The sequence below is a fragment of the Streptomyces sp. NPDC057963 genome (assembly GCF_042887155.1).
Lineage (GTDB): Bacteria > Actinomycetota > Actinomycetes > Streptomycetales > Streptomycetaceae > Streptomyces.
Genome location: NZ_JBHVPX010000001.1, coordinates 630,570 through 654,525, shown reverse-complemented (window position 1 = coordinate 654,525; position 23,956 = coordinate 630,570). Strand labels below are relative to the sequence as shown.

Below are 23,956 nucleotides of genomic sequence, written 5' to 3'. Positions count from 1 at the left end.
GGGGAGCGATCCTCGGGGCAGGGGCAGGGGCAGGGGCAGGGGCAGGGGCAGGGGCAGAGGGGCCCCTCCCCGCGCGTGTGGCGGCGCGGGGAGGGGCGGTACACCGCTCAGGTCGCGGTGCAGTTGACCCGGACCGGGGCCGCGGCGGCGTGGCGGTTGTTGGCGCCGCTGCCGCGGTTGTCGAGGACGACGGAGATTTTGTTGTCCGTGATCGGGAAGGTGCCCGCGGAGACCCACTGGCCCAGGTGGGAGGGCTGGTTGATCTCGAAGGTGCCGATCTGGTTGCCCGAACTCTGAGTGAAGGCGCGGTAGACGGTGTAGTGAGCCGGGGTGCCGCCGACGTACGAGAGGTCGTGGACGTTGGGGATGTACACCTGGACCGCGCAGTTGCCCTTCTTCACGTCGCCGGACGTGAACTTCCACTGCGCCCAGATGCCGTCCGAGCGTGAACTGCCCGACATCGGCAGGCTGTAGTAGAAGCCGCTGCACCCGTAGGACGTGGTGCTTCCCCGGCTGCCGCGCCAGCCCTCGTTCCCGTCGGTGTACTGGTCCCCGGCGGCGAAGCCGGGCGTGTTGCAGCCGGGGCCTATGAGGTGCGAGTAGGTGATGGCCGGGGCGGGCGCGGCCGGGGCGACGCCCGCGGGCTTGTTGGCGGGGGTCTGCTTGTTGCTCTCGGCGGGTGGGGTGTTCTTCTTGCCGGTCTTGGTGGACGGGGCCTTCTTCGAGGTGCTGGGCTTGTCTTCCTTGTCCTCACCGCCGCTGCCGGACTCGTGTATGCCGCCCAGAACGGCGTTGTGTTCGGTCGTGCCGTCGGAGCCGGGCCCCTTGCCGGAGTGCTCGCCCTTGGCCTTGGCCACGCCCGGCGCGGAGATGCGCTGCTCGCTGGGAACGAGTCCGGGGCCGGAACCGTCGGGGTTCATCGAGCTGCCGGCAGGGGCCCCGGCGACCGGGGGACGGGGCTTGTCGTCGGGGCCGGAGATGAGGAAGGGCACCCCGATGAGGACCAGCCCGCCGAGGACCGCGGCGGCGATCATCGGCTTCTTGGGCCGCCCCAGGGGCAGGCCGACGGCGCGCTTCCCGGAGGCGCCGGAGCCCGCCGCGGCGGTGAGGCGCGTCTCGGCCGCCGACTCGGTCGTGGTCCGGGTCTGAGCGGCGGAAGCGGTTCCGTCCGCCGCCGAAGCCGTCTCGGCGGTGGCCGCCGTGGCCGATTCGGCGGTGGCCGGGGCGGTTTCGCCGGTTGCGGCCGTCGCAGCGGCGGGCGGCGCCTCCTCCTCCGCTGCGGGGGCCGCGCCCTCCTCCTCCGCTGCGGGGGTCGCGGTGGCTACGGCGGTGGCCGTCGCCGTCCCGCCGCCCGTTTCGGCCTTCGTGCCGGTTGTGGCTTCGGCCTCCGCACCGGCGGCCGAAGCCGTCACGGCCGCGGAAGCGGAAGCGGAGGGAGAGACGGAAGCGGAAGCAGGAGCGGAGGCGGTGGAGGCGGCGGAGGCGGTTGCGGTCGCGGTCGCGGGGAACAGGCCGGTGGTCGGTTCCTCGGTCAGGACGGCGATTGCCGCCGCGCGTCGCACCGAGGAGCCCCCGGCGCTCTCACCTGCCGGGGTGGACTCTTTGCTTGCCATGGCTGGTCTGCCTTTCTGGACGGGAGGAAAGAGTTCTGCGGAGGCGCCGCTCAGCGCACCGGTGGGGCGTGGTGGAACGGACCGGTGCACCGATCCGGCCAGGCGGGCGCCCCGGCCGCGCTCGGGCGGCGGGCGGCGCTGTCCAGCCGTTCCACGGCTTCTGGGGAGGGCTCCCGGAACCGGCCGGTGCCCGTGGGCAGTTCGGCCAGCAGGACCCGGGCGGGCATGTCGCCCTCCGCCTCGTGGCGGGTCAGGACCGTGAACGCGGTCCCGGTACCGAAGAGTGCTTGCACACCGTTTCCGTCGACGGAGAGTACCGAGGTGCGCCGGGCGGTCACGGGCCGGATGACGTAACGGACGTGGGACAGGGGCGGCAGGGGCGCGTTCTGCGCCTCCAGGTGGACGACGTCCAGCGGCGCGTCGCACTCCAGCACCGCACCCGGCACGACCTCGTCCGGGACAGCCGGCTGTGCCACGGCGCGCACAAGGGTGCCCCGCAGGGCGGGCAGCCGCTGCAACCCGGAGGCCAGGCAGGCCGCGTACGGGCGCAGCGCCTCGCTGTCCTCGGCGAGGGCACGAGCCCCGAAGGGGTCCTCCAGGGAGGAGGAGAGGTACAGATGGACGGCGATCAGGTCGGCCCGTGCGGCGTCCTCACCGGTTCCGCGCAGTGCGGGCAGCCGGATGAGTGCCTGGCCCACGGGTCCGCTGTGCTTCTCCCAGACCTCGGCGGCCAGCTCCCGGAACGCCCGGCGGTCCGGCTCGCCGCTGAAGCCCACGGGCGCGCGGCGGCGCAGGGCCGGAGCGGCAGGGGGCCTGACCTGGGCCGGGGCGGCAGGGGGCCTGGCCTGGGCCGGGGCGCTCGGTGCCGGTGCTGGGGCCGGTGCCGGGGCCGTCCGGCCCGCGGGGGCGGGCACCGGGGGCGGAGTGGTGGCGCCGGACACCGCCGGCTGCGGGGTGGCGGGTGCGGCGGGCGTCCGGCCGGACGTCGTCGACGGAGGCGGGCCGCTCGGCTCGGCCTCCTCGCCCCCGGCACCTGTGGTCCGTGCGCCGACCACCGCCCCGGGCGGGAGCGTGGGCTCCTCCCGCCGGGCCGGTGCCGGCCGGCCGGATCCTGCTGGGGCGTGCGGGCCCCCGTCCGGTACGGCTCCGGCCGGGTCGAGGCGCGCCCCGAGGGCGCCCCCGGCCCCTGCCACCGCCGGCCGGCCCTCGGTGTGGGTCAGGCCCCGGCCCGCCCCGGGCCCAGGGGTTTCCTCCGGGCAGGCGGAGGAGAGCGGCGTGGCGGGTCCGCCTGTGGGCGGGCGGCCTTGGGTGTGTGGTTGGGCCGGACCCGATTCCGTGTGGGGGGTTGTCTGCGGGCGGGGGCGTGGGGCGGGGTCGGCCGCCGCTGCTCCGGTTCCGGACGGGTGGCCTTCGGCGCGTGGCGTGCCCGCGCCCGTCCTGGCAGCGGGAGCTTCTTCCGCCCGGGGGCGTGGGGCGGGCGGTGCCGCCTCGGGCTCCGGTTCCACCGGCGGTCCGGGCTCGGCAGCCGGGTTCCCTCCGGCTGTCGGCGCGGCCACCGCCACGGGCGTGCTCGGGCGGGGCGTGGCCGTTTCGGTCCGCGTCGCGGTGGCCTCGTCGGCCGAGGTGCCCACTTCGCGGGATGTCGGCGCGCTCCCGGACAGCGCCGAGGCACTGCTCCGCCGAGGTGCGGCCGCCAGCGTCAGCCCCGTACGGATCGCGAATCGCCGCAGCCCGGCGACCGCCTCGGGCTCCACGTCCTCGGAGACGGCGAGTTCGGAGTGGGTGCGCGCCGCCGCGCCGAGGCCGGTGAGGAGCGCGGCCAGGTCCTTCAGACGCTTCTCGCCCGCCGCTTTCCCGGACAGGCAGTCCGCCGCGATCTCCACCCGCAGCGCGCGGGACTCGCCGGCCCGGTCCCGTACCTCGGCGGGTGGGTGGGGGGAGGTGCCGAGCCAGAGGCCGGAACGCACCGCCACCGCCCAGGCCCCGGACGGCAGCCGCAGGCTCGCCGGTTCCGTCCCGGGGACCCCCGCCTTCTCGGGGAACGCCCAGGCGGCGGGGCGAGGGGAGGGACGCGAGCCGTCCTCCCCGGTGGGGGAGCAGACCAGGGCGGTCAGCGGCGCGGGCCAGGTGAACTCCCCCTCGGGGGAGACCAGTTGTACGGATTCGCCCTCGGCCTCGCTGCTGTCCTCGCTCCTGGTGGCGGCGACCGGGAGCCCCAGGCTCACCTCGATCTCCGTGCCGAGGAGGTCGCACACCTCCTCGGCCAGGCCGACCGCTTCCCGGCCGTCGGCCGGGACGAGCCGCAGGGAGTGGCGGGGCTCGGCGGGCAGACCGGCGAGGAGGGTGGCCAGGTCCTCCGCCGCGACCGGCTCCGCGCGCGGGGCGCCGAGCAGCACACTCAGCCGTTCGGGGTGGACGGCGACCGCGTAGGCGAGTTCATCGGGGCGCGGCGCGGCGGTGCCCGCCGGGTACAGGGCCAGCCCGGCGGGGACGGCACGGACCACGCTCTCCCCGATCGGCCCCAGGGGAACCCGGGTCAGCGCGTGCTGCCAGCGCGGGGCGGGCAGGCGGGCGCCCAGCGCCTCGGGGGCGGTCCCCGGGGCGAAACGCCACCAGCCGCCGCCGGGGGTGGCGGGTTCGGTGACGTAGAGCAGGCCGCCGGGGGTGAGGACGGCGGGGGCGTCGGGCGCCTCCAGAGTGACCTCCCAGGCGTCGGCGAGGCGTTGGGCCAGCGGACCGGCCTCGCCGGCCGGTGCGGCGGCCCCGGACAGCACCAGCCGGACGGCGAGCGGCTCCTCCTCGCGCAGCCGGGCCAGCAGCGAGCCCAGTTCCTCACCGAGGTTGCCGGCGGCCTTCTGGGGCACGTCGACCACGACGACGGGGCGCCGGGGGTCGGCGGGCAACTCCCGTACGAGTTCCCGGACCGGGGAGTCCGGCACGGCCGAGGAACGCAGCAGGTAGCGGTGGGGGAACTCGTCCCGCACCGTGCGCGGCGACGCCCCCCGTGCCGCACCGGCAGCGGAGCCGCCCGCCGCCTCGGCGGGCGCGGGGGCGGCGTCGCGGCGGCGGAACCGACGCTTCATCCGCTCGGATATGCCACCCGAGGCCGGCCCCACCCGTCCGTCGTCAGCCTGTCGCACTGGCCCTCCCCTGTCCGGTCGCCCCGATTCGATCATGAAGAGCGCTCCGGGCGGGAGCGTGGTTCTCCGGCATCGCGGGTGAGCTGCTCGAAGCGGATTCGGAGAGGGCTGAGTGAGCGTGGTCGGCGGAGGACCCCTGGCAGGTGCGGGGTATGCCGCCGGGACCCGTCAGGAGGAGGGTCCGGCCGGGGCCTTCGGTGTACAGGTCGAGCAAGTAGGCCGCGGCGGTGCCGAGTTCGGTGCACGACGAAACGCCCTTCGGGACGGTCCGGGTCCGGGCTGCGCCGTGCTCCGCGTCCACCTCCATGGTGGCGGTGAACGGTTGCGTCCGACCGGTGGCCGGGCGGACGAGGAGATCGTTGGCGGCCGCGCCCGGCAAGTCGAACCGACCCGTCAGGTCCTGCGTCTGCGGCACCGGCCGGGACCGGGGAAGCCGTGCGGGGACACCAGACGGGCGCACGGGCGGGCCGGGCGGGCGGCGGCCCGACGCCCGCCCGGATCCAGCGGCGCGGGCGGCCGGGCACGGTACGCGACGGGGCACAGGCGGATCTCCTTGCTGTCCAGCTGAACGTCCGCCCCGTCGACGAGGAGGCTCGACTCCGGGGAATGGACGAGGAGGCTCGACTCCGGGGAATAGGGGAGCGGGGTGGGATTCTTCATCGACGACGCGGTGAATCCGGGATCACAGGACTGCCGTGGTCGAGGTGGCTGTTGTCATGAGCAGATATATCCGTCTGACCGGCACTGCGATGAGACCGCGTCTCGATGGGGCCGGGAAATCCGAATCATCGACGCCTTTCGCTACGATCACCGCTTCTTTCCGTAAATGTGTCGTAGGTATGCTTCATAACGAGCCGAAAGGGATCCGGCCTCAAATTCTTCGCTTTCTTCATCTGCGCCTTGTTCGTCGGGGTGGATGTCTCCGAAGTAAGGGCTGTTCACCTCTGCCTGAAGGAGCCGCAGGTTGCCTGAGATCACCTCTTTGAGGTAAGGGTTGTCCAGCAAGGTGGACAAATTGTCGATATCGACACCTTCTGATTCGATGTCCTCGTGAATTTCCAGAAGTTTCTCTATTTCCGATGCGCTCATCCTGGAAAGCTTCTTCGTGTCTACATGCAACAGTTCTTCCCAGCCCATGCGGAATTCTTCGAAGCCACCGGCGAAGTGCTTCCCTATTCGCTGTTTCAGCGTTTCGCCGGGAGAGACGTCGAGGCTTCCGATGCCCTCATTCCCTCTATGTCTGTCGTAGGCGCTGTCGAAGAGATCCCCGGAAAATCCGGAAATGTCCTCGGCGGTCTCCTTGTCGATGCGGAGTCTGAACATCTCGTTGACGATCGCAAGCCAGTGATCGTCGGTGAGGCTGGCGGCTTCCTCGCCTTCTCCTGTGAAGGTTTGCACTCTTCTTCTGAATTCCCTCTGGTTCCGGGCTTCGTGGCCCGACTTTCCGAGGATGATGCGTCCGATATGGCCCGGACTCAGTCCGATGATGCCGGAAAGCTCTATGTTCGATATCGGTACTCCGCGCACTCCTCCCTGTGTGGAGAAATTGATGAGAATTTTTCTCAGATTCTCTCGGTCACCTGACAGGTGGGCTGCCTTGATCAAGCTCCTCTCGTCTTCGCCCAGGGCGCGGACGGCCTGCCTTCCTCCGCTTGCCTTGTTGCTGCCTCGGCCGATCCTCCCGGTTTCCGGACCCAGGTACTCGTGCCGTTCACGTCTCACGGAGCGATAGCGTTTGGCTCCATTTTCGGTGGAAACCTCGATGTCGGTGTCGGAGTCGGTTCTGTATCCGTGTTTTCCTCCGTCCGAGGACGGAATCCGGATCTCAAGGCCATTGTTCTCGGTCACCGTGGTGCCGTCGGACGGCGGTTTCACCCCGGAACTCGCGGGTGTGCTCATCGGGTTGGTCGGCGTCGGATCGCCCGTCTCGTTCTCCGTCGACTCGACCATGTGCTGGAGATACTGTGCGTACTCGGGACTGTTGGCAACATGGGGTTGGTGATCCAGGAGATTCTGCACGGCCGACTTCCAGAAATGGCCGTGATTGGGGTTGAAGGACAAGCCGCTGAATCCGAGAGCATCGCGGTAGTACCTCAGTGCGGCCGCGCAGCCGGCGCACGGCCGGTACCTGCCCTGGACGATGAAGGATCGCCCGGCAACCTCTGAGGGTTTGATGTCGGCCTTGTGCAGGGCCAGAAGCAGCTTCTGCTCGGCATGTACCGAACGAGGTTTCTCCGAACCCACTTTTTCCGTGGGGCCGACGCGGATCATGATCACCTTGCCCTCGTATTCCTTGGCGGTGAGCACCTCCCGCAGGTTGTCGGCGTCCGTGCCGACGAACTCGATCGTCCTGCCGACCGCGTCACGCAAGACGTCGGCCGTGACGTCGTCCTCCATGCCGCGCTGATCGTCCAGGATCGCCTGAACCTTCTCCGTGGCGCGGTCCATGCGCTTGATTTCTTCGGATTGCTTCCCGGCCGCGGGGGGATTGAGCTGCTGCTCCAGCAGCCCTTGCAGCGAGGTGTCCCCGCTTCCCTTCAGATATTCCTTGAGAGCGTCTGCGGATTCGTTGAAGTTCGATGCGAAAAGTAGTCTGCCATTGATCAGCATGGACTGTGTCTCGCGGTCGTCCTGAACCGTTCCGGACGCCCCTGCTTGCTCCTTCTGGGCGTCAGTCATGATTTTGTGCAGCAGAAAAGAAAGGTGGGAGAGGGTTTGCTCGGATCGCTCGTTCGCCATGGAGCGGGGGAAGCGAAGACGGGTTTCGCTCGTCACCCAGCCGAGGGTGCCACCACCGTGGACGGCGACAACCGGGCTTTCTGTCACGTGGGAGCTGATGGAGTCCGCCGGATTCTTCCTGCGCTTCTTGCCCTTCCCCGTATCCGATTCGCTCGCGTGGGTCTCCTGATCCTCCTGGTACCCGAGGTCCTCCTGGTCCCCCTGGTACCCGAGGTCCTCCCGATCGTCCTGGTTCAACTGACGTTCGTACTCCCTCAGCCGCTCCAGCTCTTCTGCGTCATCCTCTCTGGCACGGGGCTTCTTCTGATTGCTCGGCCCTGGGGCGCCGTCGTCCTCTTCTTCGCCAACACGCCTTTTCTGGCTTGATCCGGGGGCCCCGTTTTGGTCGGGTGCGTTGCTTGAGGGGCGGTGCGGCGTCTGACCGGGGGCGAGGCGCGTGGACGTCGCGGTCGGTGGGGACTCGTTGTGCACAGTGGATTCGGTCAGTGGGGACTCGTTGTGCACGGGGATGTCGACGGTGTCGCTGACGTCCTCGATCGTCCTGAGGTAGTCGACGGGCAGTTCGCGCAGGCCGTCCGAGTCGAGGAGGGCCATCAACCCCTCCTCGTGAACTCCGGTGAGGCGCGGGTCGCGGCGGAACAGATGCGGGTCACCGGTCGCCAGGCCGTTGGCGTCCAGGTATTCGTCGGCGAGTCCGAGGTAGTGGAGGAGTTCGTGGACGAGGGTGGCGTCGCTGTGTTCGAGGTCCCAGTGGAGCTGGTCCGCCCGGTCGGGCAGGAGGTTCCGGGTGAGGGTGATGGCCTCACCGTGGCCGGGCGCGTGCACGAACTCTGCGGTGACGCGGAATTGGTCGCCGGAACGAGGGAGTACGTAGCCCCGGTTCATGTGCGTGTCCAGGAGGCTCTGCACACGCGTCAGGAGTGCGTCGAGATCCGAGTGGTCCAGGTAGTCGGCGATCTCGAAGGGCAGGGTGACGAAGAAATGGCGAACGGTGCGACCGTCTGACAGACGTTCGCGACGCACGTGGTTACGGATCAGCGTCTCGGAACCGTTGAGCAGGCCGGGGCGCCGGTCGTTCTGCCGCAGGGCCGGATCGAAGCGTTCGGTGTGCACCGCGGCCGTCGCGGTGTTTCGGAACGGCCGCAGCTCCGCCTCGGAGACGAGCACGTCGACCCGCTTGCCCAGGACCCGGGGACGGGCGGGGCGGTCGGGCAGATTGCCGCGTCCCGCAGCCGGCTGCCACGGGGTCTCGCCGACGCGCGGCTCGGGCCGAGGGGGCGGCGGTGGCGGGGTTGGCAGCGGGGGAGGTGGAGGAGGCGTGGGGGTGGGAGCGGGGGTGGGAGCGGGTGTGGGTGCGGGCTTGGGCGTGGGATTGAGGAGTTGGTAAGCGAGCGCGGAGCGGCTGGAGTTCTGGACCGGAGGCCGCGTCTCGGTCGTGTCCGTGAGGTCGGCGGACGGGGCGGGGGCGGGAGCGGGAGCGGGGAGGACCGTGGACGCCACGGTTGTGTTCGGGGTGGGGTCGGCCGTTTCCGAGTCGTCGACCGGTGTCGGGTCCTGGGTGGCGTCTTCGTTGTTGTTGGGGGTGGGCACGTGCTGTGTTGTTGTGTTCGGGGTGGGGCGGGCCGTCTCCGAGTCGTCGACCGGTGTCGGGTCCTGGGCGGTGTCCTCGTTGGCGTCGAGGGAGGACAAGTGCTCCGATGCCGTCGTTGGAGTCGTTGGAGTCGTTGGAGTCGTTGGAGTCGTTGGAGTCGGCGGAGTCGGCGGAGTCGGCGGGGCGATTGGGGTGGTCGAGGTGGCCGTCGGCGGTTGCTCGTGCGGAGTGAGGGTGTTCGCGGACTCGTCCCGGTTGACCTGGTTGGTGTTCCCGGCCGCCGTGTTCTGTGAGACCGCGGCGACCGGAGGGCGCGGCAGCATCGAGGGGCGGTTCAGGGGCTGGGAGGAGACCGACTCCCCTCGCGGGCCGCCGGGGCCGCCAAGAGGCCGGGCGTTTCCGGCGTTCTCGGCGGACGTCGCGGCCTCATTGTTCTCGCCGGTGACGACCAGGTAGTGGATGCCGTTGTTGCCGTGCACGGCGAGTTCCACGGGGGACCCGATGGCGGTGGCGATGGCGACGGCACGAGCCTCGGCAGCTGCCAACTGCGCCGCACCGTCCTGCGGCCCGAGCGCCAACCAGAGCTGTGGCATCGGACGGTTCTCGTCCTGCTGTCCGTCGGGTTGTTCGCCGACCTCTTCCGTCAGGTAGGTGGTGATCGCCTGGATCAGGTCGGCATCGGGCCGTCCGCCGTTGTCGCTGTCCGTTGGCGCCGCAGCGTTTGTTGTGTTTGTTGTTGCTTCTGTTGTGTTTGCAGTGCCCGTGGGCGTTGTCGTGGTGGGCGTGGTGGAGAGGGGCGGCAGGTCCCAGACGCCGTTGCCCGGGGGCAGGATGCCGAGCCCCCGCAGATCCGTTTCGGAGACCCGCAGTATCGCGGTGCCGGTGACATAGCGGACCGGCCCGCCGGGTCCGGTGACGGTGGTGACCGTGTCGACCTCGACCTCGTGCGTCTGCAGGCCCTTCGTGGCCGTGGGCAGCCCCGCCGTGCCGATCTTCGTCCAGCGGCGTCCGCCGGCCGAGACACCGCCGCCCTGGCCCTGGGGCACCGACTGGAACTGGAAGGGCGTGGTGGACACGCCGAGGGTGTGCTCGCCCTTGCTGCCGACGGTGTGGTTCGCGCCGAGGGAGAAGGCGGACGAACGCGACACAGAGGAGGTCGCGGTGGTGCCGGAACCGGTCTGACGTACGTGGTCGATGGTGACGCCACGGCTGCTGCCGATGATCTTCGGTCGCAGCAACTGCGTGGTCATCCTCACCGAGGACGTGCCGTCGGCGCGGGGCGCGGAACCGCCGAAGCCCGCCGCCTGACGCAGTGAGTCGACCGTGATCTGCCCGCCGTGCAGCAGCTCCGTCAGCCGTGCCGCCGCCGCCTCGTCGCTGGCGCCGCTGCTGAGGGCGGCGCCCTTCGCGAGCTCGGGGGCCACCTCGTGGACCGCTTGCAGAAGCTCCTGGTGGTGGCTGATCTCGTAGACGGTCTCCGTACCGGTGGGTCTCACCGGCACCGCGGTCAGCAGTCCGTTCGCGGTGTTCCTCGGGTCGGTCTCCCGCACGCCCTTGGGCAGACGGTTGGGTTCGGCGGGTGCCTCGCCCGTGACCAAGGGATCCTCGTCCTTGGCGAAACGGACGGTGACGGCGGCGTCCACCTGGTCGATCGCGTACGTCGTCCCGTCGATCTCCATCGAGGCCGTGAAGGTCCACGCCAGCCGGAACTCCGCGCCCCCCTCCGTACGCATCCAGAGGCGGTCCTCCGCGGTGCTCGTGTTGGTGACGGTGTCGGTGAGCGTGGTGGTGTGTGTGGCCGAGGGGGCGAGGCCCAGCTTGTGCTTGCTGTCGTCGATGGTGGGGATGGAGAGGCTGCCGGACGCGGCACCTCCCCACTTGGTGGTCCGGCTCCGCGTCTGGGTGATGTTGTTGGGCGCGTGCTGGGTGAAGGTCTCCAGCCCGGCTCCCTTCGCACTCTCACGTCCCTTCACCTGCAGGAGCTGTTCGGAGCTCCAGCTCGGGCGGCCCGCGAGGTGCACCGTGACGTCCTTGGTGGTCACGCCGTCGGGGTACGGGAAGGTGAAGCTGAGCGGCTGGTCCCTGCCGCGGCCGGTGAGAGCGGCCATGGCGGCGGGGGAGGTGAAGTCCGCGAGCCGCTGGCGCAGTCCGGGCACGTAGTGCGAGCTGCCGGGGGTGAGGGCGCCGGGTGCCTGGGCCTCCACCAGCGCGGTCAGCCTGCGGTGGTACAGATCGCGCTCGATCCGGGGCTCGGCCGGGGGCGTGGGGTCGGTGGTTCCCTGCTCCGGCATGAACTGTTCTTGTTCCGGTGCGGCTTGCTCCTGCTCCGGTGCCGTCTGGTCCTGCTCCGGTGTGGTCTCTTGCTGTTCCGGAGCGATCTGTTCCTGCTCGTTCTGTTCCTGCCGGGGTTGTTCCTGGACGTCCGGAGTTTCCGTCGGCCCATCAACGTCAGGATTGGTGTTCTGCGGCGCCGGGTTCGGTTCCGTGGCGCCGGGAGTGCCGTTCGCGGTCACGGGAAGGGGCAAGGGGCTGCTCAGCGGGGTGACGTCCAGCACGGCAGCCAGGCCGAGGGTTCCGCGCTGTACGAACCGGTACGGCAGCGGGGCGTTCGCGGGCGTGCCCTCGCCCAGGTCCTGCAGGCCCAACAGATCGACCAGCCTGCCGTTGTCGCGGCGCAGTTGCTCCGGCGTGGCGAGGAACTGCATTCCCCCCTCGATGGTGACCGTCCTGGGCTCGGTGACAGCCCCGGCGCGGCTCACCGGGCCGCCGCGTGTCCCGCGTCGCAGGGTCACCTCGTAGGTGATGTCGGCGGAGATACGGACGTGCTTGCCGCTCTCGGAGGGCACGCGTGTCACGCTCGTCGACGCGGCGGCCGTCACCGCCCGGGTGTCGCCGCGGCCGTACACCCCCTTGGCGCCCCCGCCGCCGGACACGGCCTTGCCCTTGGCCTTGCTCTTGGCCTCCTCGTCGGGAGCGGAGAGCGGGTCGGTTGCCTTGGCCGCGGCCGCCTCGGCGTCCGCACGGAGTGCCGTGGACTTCAGGCTGAAGCCGCCACCCCCTTCGAGGGAGGAGGCGCTGGAGGTCTGGCGGGAGGCGCTGTCGACGAGCCCGAGGTCGATCTCGCCGTACTGGGTGACCTCACCCATGCTGCGGAGGTTGGACAGCTTCGCGCGGATCTCGACGACGAGATCGGTGCCTGCGAGGGCGGCCGGCACGAAGAGGTCGTCGATGACGTAGACGCCCTTGACGAGCTGATGGGCGCGTGCGGACAGCGCCGCGGGGGTGAGTTGGGCGTGCAGGGCCTCGCTGAGGGAGATCTCCTCGGACGTGAGGGTGTCGCCGACCAGGGTCTGACGTACCGTCGTGGCCGCGTTCAGGATGTGCCCGGCCAGGGACTTGGCGCTGTGCACGGCCGAGGTCCACAGGCTGGAGGCAGTGCGGGTGTTCGTACCCGGGGCCGTACCCGGGGCCGGGCTCTGCGTCTGGTTGCCGGCGGTGGTCTGTGCCTGTGCCTGCGGTTGTGTCTGTGTCTGTGTCTGTGTCTGCGTTTGTGTGTGCGGCGGCTGCTCGGGCGGCAGAGCACCCGGCATGGGGCCACCCACCACGTGGCCCTGTTCTTCGGGCGGCAGCGTTTCGGACGTCGGTGTCTCAGAAGGCGGTGTTTCGGACGTCGGTGTTTCGGATGCAGGTGTCTCGGACGGCGTCGGGGCGGGTGGTACCTCGCCCAGCATGTCGTGCAGGAGCGTGTTGAGTTCCTTGCTGCCCCGCAGGATGTCGACCAGTGAGCCGTCGGGCAACAGGCCGCCCGGGTCCTGGGCCTCCTTCCGCCTCTGCTCCTGCGTCTGTTCCTGGGCCGGGGCCTGCTCCTGCACAGCGGCGGGCAGGGTCCGGCTCGCGGGCAGGGCCACATCCAGATAGGCCCTGGGGCCGCCCCCGCTCTCGGTGCTCGTGTCGGCGGGTGTGAACCGACTGGAGTTGTCCGAGTACAGCGAATTCTCACCCGCCTGAATCTTCACGCCGAGCACGGTCGGCACCCGGAAGATCTCGGTGGCCTGGTTGCTCGTCGCGATCAACTGCGAATAGGCGAGTCCGGAACCGACGGTCAGTGTCTCGGCGGACGTCGTCGTGCGCTTGATCTCGCCGGTGACCGCTCCCCGTACCGGACCGTCGACGGAGCCGCCCAGTTCGGTGGTGCCGCCGATCCACGTGGAGGTGGTCTGCGCGGACTGGCTCGTTCCCGGCACCGACAGGCCGCTGATGTTCGGGATGACGACGCCGTTGACCGTCCGCTGGTGACTGACGCCCTGGCCGCCGGCCCCGTTGGTGGAAGGGGGTTCGGGGCTCAGGTCCAGTTGGAGCACCACGCGGTCGTTGCCGCCGCCGATGGTCGGCTTGTTGAAGTGGATGACGTAGCCGCCGTCGATCATCTCGTCCACTCCGGCCTGGAGGCCGGTCGGCGAGGTCAGCAGCGTCAGCTTGCGCAGGTTCTCCAGGCGCGCCTTGATCAGGCGCTCGTCCGCGAGGATGCCCGACTCGTCGGCCTTGGGCAGGTACCCGTTGTCCCGGAGCCAGTCGCCGGCGCCCTTCAGGACCTGGTGCACCCCCGCACCGTCGAGGGCCAGCGGTGTCGAGCTCAGCCCGAGGGACTCCAGGGCCGCCACCTCGGCGGGGGGCCGCGGCTTGTTCTCGGGGACGGTGCCGTTGACCGTCTGAGGACTCAGGGCGCGAATCCACACATCGGTGGCGGGGGCGGACGCGGTCGCCCGCTCTTCCTGGGCCGTCGGATCCGGCCGGACGCTCCCGTCCGCGGCGATGAAGCTCACCCGGTACGCGACCCGCGCCGGGGTCAGCACGTGCCCGTTGTTCGCCCGCAGGTTGTACAGGGCGTTGTGGGTGGAGCCGGCGCCGAACCCGCGATCCTTCTGCCAGCTGCCGCCCCCCTTCGCCGCGCTGTTGAGACCGACGTTGAAGTCCCGCAGTCCGGAATCCGAGTCGGGGTCCAGCGCGTTCCAGTTCGCACCCGCCGAGATCTCGCCACCCAGGGTGAGAGAGGACTTGGAAAGGGCGTCCACCTTGATCTGGCGATCCAGGGAGCGTTCGAAGTTGAACCGCTTGTCGACCTTGATGTCGTGGAGGCCGTCGCCCTGACGCGTGTCCACGTCCGCGACGACCTTGAACATGCCGAGCGCCTTGCCGTCCGCGTCCAACAGCAGCGGCGAGAGCATGCCCGAGGCGTCCTCGGCGTTCTGGCCGAGCTGCGGAAGTTGCAGGGGGAGCGCGCCGAGCAGTTGCTGGGCGCTGAAGAACCGCTCCACCGCGGCCAGCGATTCCGGGGAGAGTTGGTCGAGTTCGGAGCCGAACCGCTGTCTGACGTCCCGCAGCAGGACACCCGGGTCGGACATCGAGTCCAGTGCCCACAGCGGCAGCTTGTCCAGGTGCTTGCGGAAGTCGTCGGCGCTGTGGCCGTAGAGGGGAGTGGGGTCCGTGTCGTCGGCCGCGGGCGGCTGGGTGAGGTGCTCGGGAAACCAGGCGGTGACGAGATGGTCCGTCGCGTTCTGCTCGTCGCCGGAGTCCTGCTGGTTCTCGGGTTCCTCCGTGGTCCGCGCGTTCTCGTCGCCCGGGATGGTGATGGCCGTGTGCGCGTTGTCCTCGCTGAACGTCTGCAAGGGGAGGTCGTCGGGCCGCTCGCCCTGGTGCTCCGGGTTCGGAAGCGAGGCGGACGTGAGGTTTCCGCCCGTGCTCACGGTCGGCCCGGTCGGCGCGCTGACGCTCACGGTCGGGGTGCTGACGTTCCACGAAGCCTTGTAGTCGTACGGGGTCGCCGGTTCGTTGCTGCGCAGCAGACTGGTCAGGACGACGGACTGGCTGACCGTGGTGGACAGGGTGTTGCGGCCCAGTGTCCCGGTGGGCGAGACCGACACGGGGAAGCCGGTGATGCGGTTCCAGAGCGCGGACAGGAGCGGAATGGACGTCTTGGCGTTGTTGGCGAAGGTGCCGACCCAGGAGGGCGCCGTGAGCGTACGCACGGCGGTCGTGCTGACTTGGGAATTGCTGTCGTAACCGGCGGAGTACCGCTCCTCGTTGTTGCGCGGCGGTATCCGCCGCCCCTGCCCGTACATGAGGGAGGGAGCCGGGTCGGACAGCCGCAGCCGGACATCGACCGGGTGGGTGGCGCCGCCGTAGACCAGGTGGATGCGGTGCCCGTCCGGGCTCAGCAGCATGACCCGGTTGTCGTGCAGGGCCTGGGCGCTCAGCAGGGTGGCCAGTTGGCCGTCGGCCTCGGCCCGGTGTTCCTCGGGGATCTCCAGGGAGTTCCGCACCTGCTCGTGCAGGGTGTTGACGAGCTCGGGAGCGAGCGGCGAGAACTGCACTCCGCCCGGCAATCCGCGGCTGTCGGTGCCGAGGTTCTGCACCGCCGCCGAGAGCGGGGCGGGCGTCTGCCGAGGGGCGGCCGGGGAGGAGACCGGCTGGGCATGGGGGACCGGGGGCGGCGGGGGCGGAGGGGTCTGGCCCGGTGGGACCGCATCCGTGGAGTCGGTCTCCGTGAGGTCCGTGGGGGTGGTGGACTGGTCCTGGGAGACGAGGGCGGTGGGGGAGACCGGGGCCCCGGGCGTGGGAGCCGTGACGGGAGCGGCTGCTAGCGGATTCTCCTGCTCCTCGGAGGTGCTTCCTTGTTCCTCGGTGGTGTTGTGCTGCTCCTCGGAGGTGCTTCCTTGTTCCTCGGTGGTGTTGTGCTGCTCCTCGGAGGTGCTCCCCTGCTCCTCGGAGGCGTTCTGCTGTTCCGCGGCGGTCTGCTGCTGTTCCGCGGTGGTCTTCCGCTGCTCCTCGGAGGCGTTCCGCTGGTCCTGGGAGATCTTCTGCTGGTCCACGCCCGTGTTCTGCTGTACGGGGGTGGCGGGGTGCGGGGCCTGACTGGTGCCCCAGTTCAGGGATTCCGGGTCGTCAGCCAGCTTCCCCTGGGTCTGCGTGTTCTCGTACGTAGACGTAGACGTAGACGTGGAAGTGGATGTGGAGGTGGACGTGGTCGCGACGGGGGAGCCGGATTTCTCTTCCGAGGTGGAGGAGTTGGTCTGCTCGGACGTCTTCGTTTCGGCCGTGTTGTTGTCGCCCCCCTGGCCGTCGGATTCCCAGGAGTTGGTACCGCTCGCGGTGGGCGGGCGCTGGTGGTCCGCGTTCTCCTCGCCGGTCCGGCGGTTCTCCTCGCTGGTCCCGCGGTTCTCCTCGTCGGCGTTCTCGTTCGCCTGGGAGGGGTCCTCGACCGGGGTGCCGTGGCTCTCGGTGGTGAGGCCGGCCGGCTGATTCGGGGTGCTGTTGTCGCCGTCGTTTCCGGAGGCGGCGGTGGCCGTCCGGTCGTCCTGCGTCTTCTGCTGGGAGGCGTTCGACGAGGCCGAGTTGCTGGAGTTGGCCGGGTTGCCCGACGTGTTCGCGGTGTTCGCCGTGTTCGACGTCGTGACCGGGGTGGAGCCGCCGGTCGCGCCCTGACCGCCGCCCGTGACGCCGGTGGGCTGGGCGGAGCTGGTGGCGATCGGAGTAGGGGGCCCCTGGGCGTCGCCCTTGCCGGCACCGGAATCTCCGCCCCCGCCCGCGAGGTACTCCGGATCCTCGTCGACATCCAGGTACTGGAGATCGTCGTCCGCGTCGGCGAAGAACTCGTTGAGGGTGAGATCGGGCATGTCGTCGGTGAGGCTGCCGGTCTCCGGCTCCGCGAAGAACGTGTCCAGGCCCAGGTCCGGCATGTCGTCGGTGAGTCCCGACGGTGCGCCGTGGCCGAGGTTCGGGGTGTCCATGCCGAGGGAGCCGCGCAGCCCCGCCCCGAGCTTCTCGCCGCCGGTCTCCAGCAGGTGGCCGACGCGCCCCTCGACGATGCCGGACCCGAAGGTGAGCCCGGAGGTCGAGAAGGTGTGCTCGTCCGAGAAGATCAGGTTGTACGTGCCCTCCGAGACCGCCGCGTGGGCGCCCTCGAACAGGCCCGTGACGGTCGTGCCCCGTATCGACTGCAGGATGCTCTTGCCCATCGCGTCCGCGGTGCCCTCGGTCAGGACCTTCGTCACCCGGTCGTCGAGCTGCTTGGCGATCGGTGCCAGCGCCTCCCCCAGCGCGTCGGGCAGTTCCTTCCGCCCGGTCGCCATGAGCAGGGTCGACGCCCACTGCCGGCCCGCGTCGCGGGCCTCGGCGCCACCGAAGCGCCGCTCGAAGGCGTCCCCGACGTCTTTGACGAAGTTGCGTGCCGCCTTCTCCGGGTTGGGGCCAGCCGTGTTCGGCAGGTGCTTGCGGAAGATGTCGGTCATGTCCTGACCGAAGGACTGCGGCGGGGGAGGGAGGTCCTTGTTGGCGTTCGGCTTCGGGGTGTCGCCGGACGGCGTCTTCGCGGGCGGGGGCGTGACGTCGTCACCCGCCTTGTTCTTGGGCGGAGGCGTGAGGTCGTCGCCCCCTTTGTTCTTGGACGGGGGCGGCGGCGCGATGTCGTCGCCGGCCTTGTTCTTGGGCGGGACGATGTCGTCGCCCGCCTTGTTCTTCGGCGGGGGCAGATCACCGCCGTGCTTCCCCAGGTTCTTTCCGGCGCCGTCGCCGAGCTTCTTGGGCGGCGGCAGTACGTCGTCGAGCTTCTTGCCGAGCTGCTTGCCGGCGTCGTCGCCGAACATCTTGGAAAGGAGCTTGCCGAACTTCTCACCCAGGGCGTGGAAGGGGCCCGCCAGCAGGCCCTGGATCGCTCCGGAGAGAGCCGCGTTCTTGGTGAGGTCGCCGTCCCACTCGTCGCGGGTGCCCTGGTTCAGCTGCGTCCACTGGACCAGAGCGTCCATGGCCACGCCCATGCCCACGTTGATGATCTCGTGCATGAGCAGGGTGAGGAGCATCCGCCCCAGCCGCGTGCGGATGATCAGCCGGACGATGGCCTGCTTCTGCAGATAGGCCGCGATGGAGGCGCCGAAGAAGAAGGACAGCGCCATCGCCACCGCGGCTTCGACCAGCAGCTCCACCAGCTGGGCGATGATCATGTACTTGGTGTACTGGAGCTGGGTGGCGCTCTTGCGGGTGAAGTCGGCGATCAGCTCCGCCTGCTCGGTGACGGAGTTGAAGTAGTCGAGTCCCTCCTGACCGCCGAGGAAGGCCTTCATCGCCTCCTGGTACATCTCGGCGGCGGTGCCGTCGAAGTTCTTCCTGGTGTAGCCGAGGGCGTCGGCCACCTGTTTCTGGATGTCGCCGTTCAGTTTCCCGTGCAGCCCTTTGTGCGCCTCGGCGAGGGCGAACATCTTGTCCTCGTCGCCGTCCGGCGGGACCTCACCGGTCAGGGCCGCGAACAGCCAGGCGCACTCGGGGGGAAACTGCAGGGACATGGCTGCTCAGTGCTTCTTCGTCGTACTGGTGTTGACGTGCTCGATCACGTCCTGCTGTGACTTCTTGAACTTCTTGGAGGTGTCGTTGAGGCTCTGCCCGCTGGACTCAAGCGCCTTGACCAGCGCCTCGGTCCCGTCCACGACAAGGCCGAGGCCCTGGTAGTACTTCTTGGCGAAGGTCTCGCCGAACTCCCCGGTGCCCCAGCAGCCGCGATAGCTGGTGATCTTGTCCAGGTACTCGTCGCGGGCGACCTTGAGTACGCTGCCCACGTCCTTCACGGCCTCACCGCTGCGGTCGAGGCCCTCGCTGTCGACGTCGAGTTCGCTCATCGTTGCGTTCCCCTCCCGGTGCCGGTCCCGCTCTCCTCGTCGTCCACCAGCTCGTCCAGCAGGGCCCCGCCGGAGGTGGCACCGGAGCGGGAGTCCGGCACCACCAGGTCCGTGTCCTCCCGCAGCGGGGCGAACAGCTCGTCCCACTCGACGGGCGCGAAGCCGCCCTCGGCGTCCGGGGACAGTCCGGGTACGGGGCCGAAGGGCCGGTAGATGTCCAGGAGCTGGGCAGCTGCCTGGGAGCGTGCGGCGGTGATGGTGCTCAGCACCGCGCTCGCCAGCTCGGCGGGGGCCATCGTGCGATACCGCGACGTGGGGAAGCGCAGGTGGGTCACCTCGCCCTGGGCCCCGACGGTCGCCTCCACCGAACGGTCCTTGGCCGTGACCGTCGCGGATATCCGGGACGCCTCCGCCGCGGCCGTGTCCAGCCGGGTCCGCGTCTCCTCGAACTCGGCCAGCGCCTCCGCCAGCCGCTCCTCCAGGGGATTGCTCATCGCCCCGCTCCTCCTTGTTCGTGCGCATCCTGACATCGGCGGGAGACCGGACCCCGCCGACTGTGCCCGGCACCCGTGCCCCCGTACGCCCGGCGGGAGACCGGACTCCGTCGGCTGTGCCCGGCACCCGTGCCCCCGTACACCGGGCTCACCGGCCGATCACGCCGGCGACCCCGCCCTCGTCGGTGCCCCAGACCTCTTCGTCCTCGCTGATCCAGGTGGCGCGCTCGCGCTCGTCGCTCTGGGTGCCCTGGCCGCCGGCGCCGCCCATGCCGCCGCCCATCGGAGGCATCATCGGCGTCCCGCCGGAGGTGGTCGCCGGGCGGCGCATCGCGGCCGTCTCCTCGGCGGCGAGCTGGGCGGCGCGACTGCGGGCGGCCGCCGACTCGTTGACCGCGGACATCCGGGTGCGCTCTCCGGGGAGGGCGCCGCCGGCACTCGCGCCGCCGGGCGGGGCGAGGCTCTGTCCCAGGGGGTTGGCGGACAGCGGGGGCGGCGCGGAGGAACCGCCCGAGCCGTAGCCGCCGTAACCGCCGCCGGTCAGGGACGTGTTCAGTTTCTTGTAGTCGTCCGGGTAGTCGTAGTAGTCGTAGTTGCCGAAATGGTTGGCGGACTTGTTGCCGCCGAGACCGGACGGGCCGCCCGTGACCGAGACCGTGCGGCCGTCGGCGTCCGTGGTGACCGTCCGCCCGTCCGGGTAGCTGATCTTGTGGCCGCCGTCCTTGAACTTCTGGTCCACCGTGCCGTCCGGATACTTCGTGGTCGTGGAGCCGTCCGCGTTGTGCTTGGTGTCCGCGCCCGCGTTCCCGCCGAGGGGGTTCAGGTGCTCGGTCTTCTTGTGCCCGTCCGGGTCGGTGGTGGTGTAGGTGCCGTCCGGCCCGAGCTTGGTGGACGTGCCGTCCTTGTACGTGGTGACGACCGTGCCGTCCTTGTCCACCTTGGCGACCGAACCGTCGGCGTACTCGATGGTCGAGGTGTTCTTGCCCAGGTGCGAGACCGTCTTGGTGCCGTCCGGGTCGATCGTGGTGACGGAACCGTTGGAACTCACCGTGGTCCTGGTGCCGTTGGGGTGCACCGTCGTGGCCGAGCCGTCCTTGTTGAAGGTCGTGGTCGAGCCGTCCGGGTTGTGGATGGTCTGGCCCGGCTGCGGATGGGAGACGGTCTTGTGGCCGTCGGCGTCGGTCGTGGTCAGCGTGCCGTCGGCCGCGCGGCTCTGGGTGGAACCGTCCTTGTACTGCGTGACGGTGCTGCCGTCCGGGCGGATCGTGGTCTTGGTGCCGTCCGGGTAGGTGACCGATTCGCTGCCGTCCTTGTGCAGCACACTGGTGGAACCGTCCGGGTTGACCGTGGTCGTCGTGCCGTCGCGGCCGACGGTGGTGGTGGTCCCGTCCTTGTGCGTGATGGTGCGGGAGCCGTCCTGGTTGTACGTGGTGGTGCTGCCGTCCGGGCCCTTGGTGGTCTTGAGCGCGGTGGGGGTGTTCGGGCCGGTGCCGGTGCCGAAGCCGGGCGCGTTCGGCCCGAGCAGGGGCGGGGGCGCCCCAGGGGGCGTCTTCTCCTGGTGCCCGTCCGGGAAGGTCGTGGTGTACGAACCGTCGGGGTTGCGCACACTGGTGGAACCGTCCGGGTTGTGGACGACGTCGTTGGGGCCGGTGCCCGTGCCGGGGCCGTTGAGCCCCAGGGTGGGCGGCGGGGTCTTGTCCTCCAGGCCGGGGGGCGCCTTGCCGTCGTTCAGACCCGGGGGCGTCTTGTTGTCGTCCAGGCCGCCGTCGGTGTCGTTCTGGCCGAGTGTCGGCGGCGGCTTTTGGTCGCCGTCGCCGCCGAGCTTCTTCTCCAGCTCGTCCTTCTTGTTCTCCAGGTCCTTCTGCTCGTTCTTCAGGTCTTCCTGCTGCTGCTTCGTCTGGTTCTCGGTGTACTTGGCCTTCAGGTCGGTGAAGCCGGGATTGAAGGCGAAGCTGCTGGTGACGGCTTCGAGGTCCGCGAAGGCGTTGTTGAGCGCGATGGCCTGGTCGGTGGCGGCCGTGTCCAGCGTCGCCAGGTTCGCCACCCAGTCCAGGTAGGCCTGCTGCGCGAGCTTCTCCCACGCGGGCTTCTGTGTCAGGTCACCGAACGGTTCGTAGTAAATGGAAAAGCCGTCGAGCTGACTGATGATCACGCCGTTCGAGGAGACCGACACCTTTTTGATGTTGTTCTCGTTGAGGTAGGCGGCGACCTTGTCGATCAATTTATCAAGATAATTGGTCGGCATGAAGGAAGTGGGGTGCTCCGCGGTTGAGCTCGTCCACTCGGTCCAGGCCGTATGGAGCTTGCCCGCGGCATCATGGATGGCTTTTACGCAACGGAGAATCTCTTTGCCGACCGACGAGTCGGCGGTTGCGTTCAGATTTCCCAGAGTGATACTGCTCAAGCCCTGGTTCGAACTGAGATCCTCGCCGATGTCCTTGTATCCCAGATTGAGCCCGTCGATCAGGGTGCGAAACACGTCCGCGGCCGATCCCTTCCAGGCCGCGTCCTCCTCGCCCAGGCTCTTGTGCCAGATCTCGATTTCTTTCTGGTAGTCAAGGAAGAACGTGCGCACGTCATCGAACGACTTGGCAGTGTCCGTGATCGTGGCCAGTTGTATGCTGTCCTTCTTCTCCACCGCGGGTACGCCGGTGTAGCCCAGATCGAGTCCTGCGGTGGTGCAGTCGTCGATGAACTTCTTGAGGGCCATGCCGTAGCCCCAGTCGTAGGCACTCGCCTTTCCGGTGTTGCTGAAGTCGTTCCCGCCTTCGTTCCACGGTACCGACAGGGTCACTTTCCAATATTTTTTGATGCCCTGGGTCTTGCTTGTTATGTCATAGAACTTGATGACCCTTTCGGGCCCCTTCTCGGCGTTTTCCCCCACGGTGCTGGTGTCGCCGTCGGTGGAGGTGGACAGCGAAAGGACTTCGGGCTTCGCTCTCAGCCAACCGGTTCCCGGGACGGGCTGGTCGCCCGTGCTTCCCACCTTGCCCACGTCCTCGCGCTTGCCGCCGGCGAAGCCCGTGATCTGCCCGACGACGTATTCCCACCGGGTCTGCGGCGAGGAGGGTGTTGCCATGGGAGGAGGGGGCCCTTCCGAGGAGTGCGGCGGGTGGCGAGGGGGTCAGGCGGTCGCCGGAGGCGGGGTGGTCGTGGCCGGCGGTGCGAAAACCTGGTTGACGTCGTTCCAGTCGTCGAGGAAATCTTGCCCCGTTATGTCGTCGAGGCTTTCGTTCTGGGCTTCCTTCAGATCCTTGATGGTTTTTACCAGCTCGCCGTCGATCTCGCCGAAAAGGGTTTTCTGCTTGGCCAGGATCCCGGCGAGTGAAGTGGAACACGAAGTCATGTATTTGATGAACGGCGTGCCATTTACCGGTGTCTCCTCCTTGTCGTCGTTCAGGGCCAGCCTGCCGAACTGCGGAGGATTGGAGGCGAAGGGGTCCGAGGGCTTCTCCAGTGCTCTGGAGAGCAGAATCATGGTGATGTTCGAACCCGCCTGCGGCGCTGTGCTCGTCAGAGTTCCCAGCTGCGTGATGAACGCGGCAATTCCGTGGACGCCATCTGTTCTGAATTTTTCCAGATGGTCCTCGTCGAGATGGGAAAGATCGATACCTTCGGCCATGGTCTCTCTCTCGAACGGCGGGGCGGAGCGGTGGGGAGGAGCCGGTGCCCCAGGCCGGCATGCCGAAGGCGGCGGCCCGGGGTGACGTACCGGCGCCACCGGTCGTCGTCGCCGGTGGCGCTGTCGGCGGCAGGGTCAGATGCGCACGTTGGACCACTGGTCGGCGCTGCGGTTCTCGTGCTTCCGGTAGATCTCGCTGATCTGGTTCAGCAGGGCGCTGTGGCTCTGGAGAATGGTGCCGAGACCCTCCGAGGCCCGGTTCCATTCGTTCTGCTTCTGCCCGTACACGGAGGCGTCGGCGCCCTGCCAGGCTCCGCGGAGGCCGGCCAGTTCCTCGTTGAGCGCGGTGACGGTGTTCTGGATCGCCTTCGTCTGCATCCGCATGTCCTCTGCGGCGCGGTCGACGTGCTGGTACTCGACGTGAATGACACCGTCGGTCTTGTTGGCGTAGAAGTCGGGCATGAAAGCTCCTCGGACGTCAGACGGATGGGAGAAGTGACGAAAGCGGCCGGCTCAGGAAGCGGACCCAGCCAAGGAAGCGGAACCGGCTCAGGAAGCGGACCCCGTCCTGGAAGCGGAACCGGCTCAGGAAGCGGACCCCGCCCTGGAAGTGGCCCCGGCCCTGGAAGCGGAACCGGCTCAGGGGTTGAGCTTGTTCTCGGTGCCCTGGGAGATGCTGGAGCGCTTGGCCGCCTGGATGAAGTCGTTGATCTCGGCCTGGGTGCGCGACTGCGCCTGCCCGGTCTCGGTCAGCGTCTGCATCATCTCGCCCATGCTCCGGGTGATCACGTCCACCTGGCCGCTCCACTCGTTGAGCAGGCTCTGGAACGCCGTGCCGTCCGCGCCGCCGTAGGCCCTGATGAGGCCGTCCATCACGGTCTTCACGTCGTTCTGGGCCCTCGTCACCCCCTCCTTGGCCTGCGAGAGGGCGTTGTAGCCGCGCTGGTTCTCACTCTGGTCCGAAGTCTGGGTGTTACCGGAAGGCGGCGGATTCACCATGGTGGGGTCCTTGTCTGACGCGCGGCGATGAGAACTGACGAGAGAGGGGAGTCGAACACTCGTCCAGATAAAGCCTGATGCTAAAGAGACTTG

The 23,956-nt window shown here is 69.2% G+C and carries 10 protein-coding genes; all 10 read right to left on the bottom strand.

Annotated elements, in window-relative coordinates:
* Window positions 1-107: 107 nt before the first annotated feature.
* A complete protein-coding gene (locus ACFVT1_RS02990; RefSeq protein ID WP_389791952.1) occupies window positions 108-1,613 on the bottom strand; it encodes a hypothetical protein in 1,506 nt (501 codons plus the stop codon).
* Between the two features lie 50 nt (window positions 1,614-1,663).
* Entirely contained in the window at window positions 1,664-4,696 is a 3,033-nt protein-coding gene (locus tag ACFVT1_RS02985; RefSeq protein ID WP_389791951.1) for a hypothetical protein, read from the bottom strand.
* Window positions 4,697-5,146: 450 nt separating this feature from the next.
* On the bottom strand, window positions 5,147-5,413 hold the full coding sequence (locus tag ACFVT1_RS02980) for a hypothetical protein (protein ID WP_389791949.1): 267 nt from the start codon (window positions 5,411-5,413) through the stop codon (window positions 5,147-5,149).
* 147 nt (window positions 5,414-5,560) lie between these two features.
* Window positions 5,561-18,418, bottom strand: a complete 12,858-nt coding sequence (locus ACFVT1_RS02975) for a hypothetical protein (RefSeq protein ID WP_389791947.1) — start codon at window positions 18,416-18,418, stop codon at window positions 5,561-5,563.
* Window positions 18,419-18,424: 6 nt separating this feature from the next.
* Window positions 18,425-18,748 carry a hypothetical protein gene (locus ACFVT1_RS02970; protein WP_389791945.1) on the bottom strand — a complete coding sequence of 108 codons (324 nt, stop codon included), beginning with the start codon at window positions 18,746-18,748 and terminating at the stop codon, window positions 18,425-18,427.
* The gene (locus ACFVT1_RS02965) at window positions 18,745-19,242 is read right to left on the bottom strand and encodes a YbaB/EbfC family nucleoid-associated protein (RefSeq protein ID WP_389791943.1); all 498 of its coding nucleotides are present in this window, start codon (window positions 19,240-19,242) and stop codon (window positions 18,745-18,747) included. The genes ACFVT1_RS02970 and ACFVT1_RS02965 overlap by 4 nt, the downstream gene beginning before the upstream one ends.
* Before the next feature lie 148 nt (window positions 19,243-19,390).
* Entirely contained in the window at window positions 19,391-22,321 is a 2,931-nt protein-coding gene (locus ACFVT1_RS02960) for an AAWKG family protein (RefSeq protein ID WP_389791941.1), read from the bottom strand.
* A gap of 45 nt (window positions 22,322-22,366) precedes the next feature.
* The gene (locus ACFVT1_RS02955) at window positions 22,367-22,864 is read right to left on the bottom strand and encodes a type VII secretion system-associated protein (protein WP_389791939.1); all 498 of its coding nucleotides are present in this window, start codon (window positions 22,862-22,864) and stop codon (window positions 22,367-22,369) included.
* Window positions 22,865-22,999: 135 nt separating this feature from the next.
* On the bottom strand, window positions 23,000-23,326 hold the full coding sequence (locus tag ACFVT1_RS02950) for a WXG100 family type VII secretion target (protein ID WP_362195029.1): 327 nt from the start codon (window positions 23,324-23,326) through the stop codon (window positions 23,000-23,002).
* Between the two features lie 177 nt (window positions 23,327-23,503).
* Window positions 23,504-23,863: a WXG100 family type VII secretion target gene (locus tag ACFVT1_RS02945; RefSeq protein ID WP_389791937.1), complete on the bottom strand. Its 360-nt coding sequence runs from the start codon at window positions 23,861-23,863 to the stop codon at window positions 23,504-23,506.
* Window positions 23,864-23,956 lie beyond the last annotated feature (93 nt).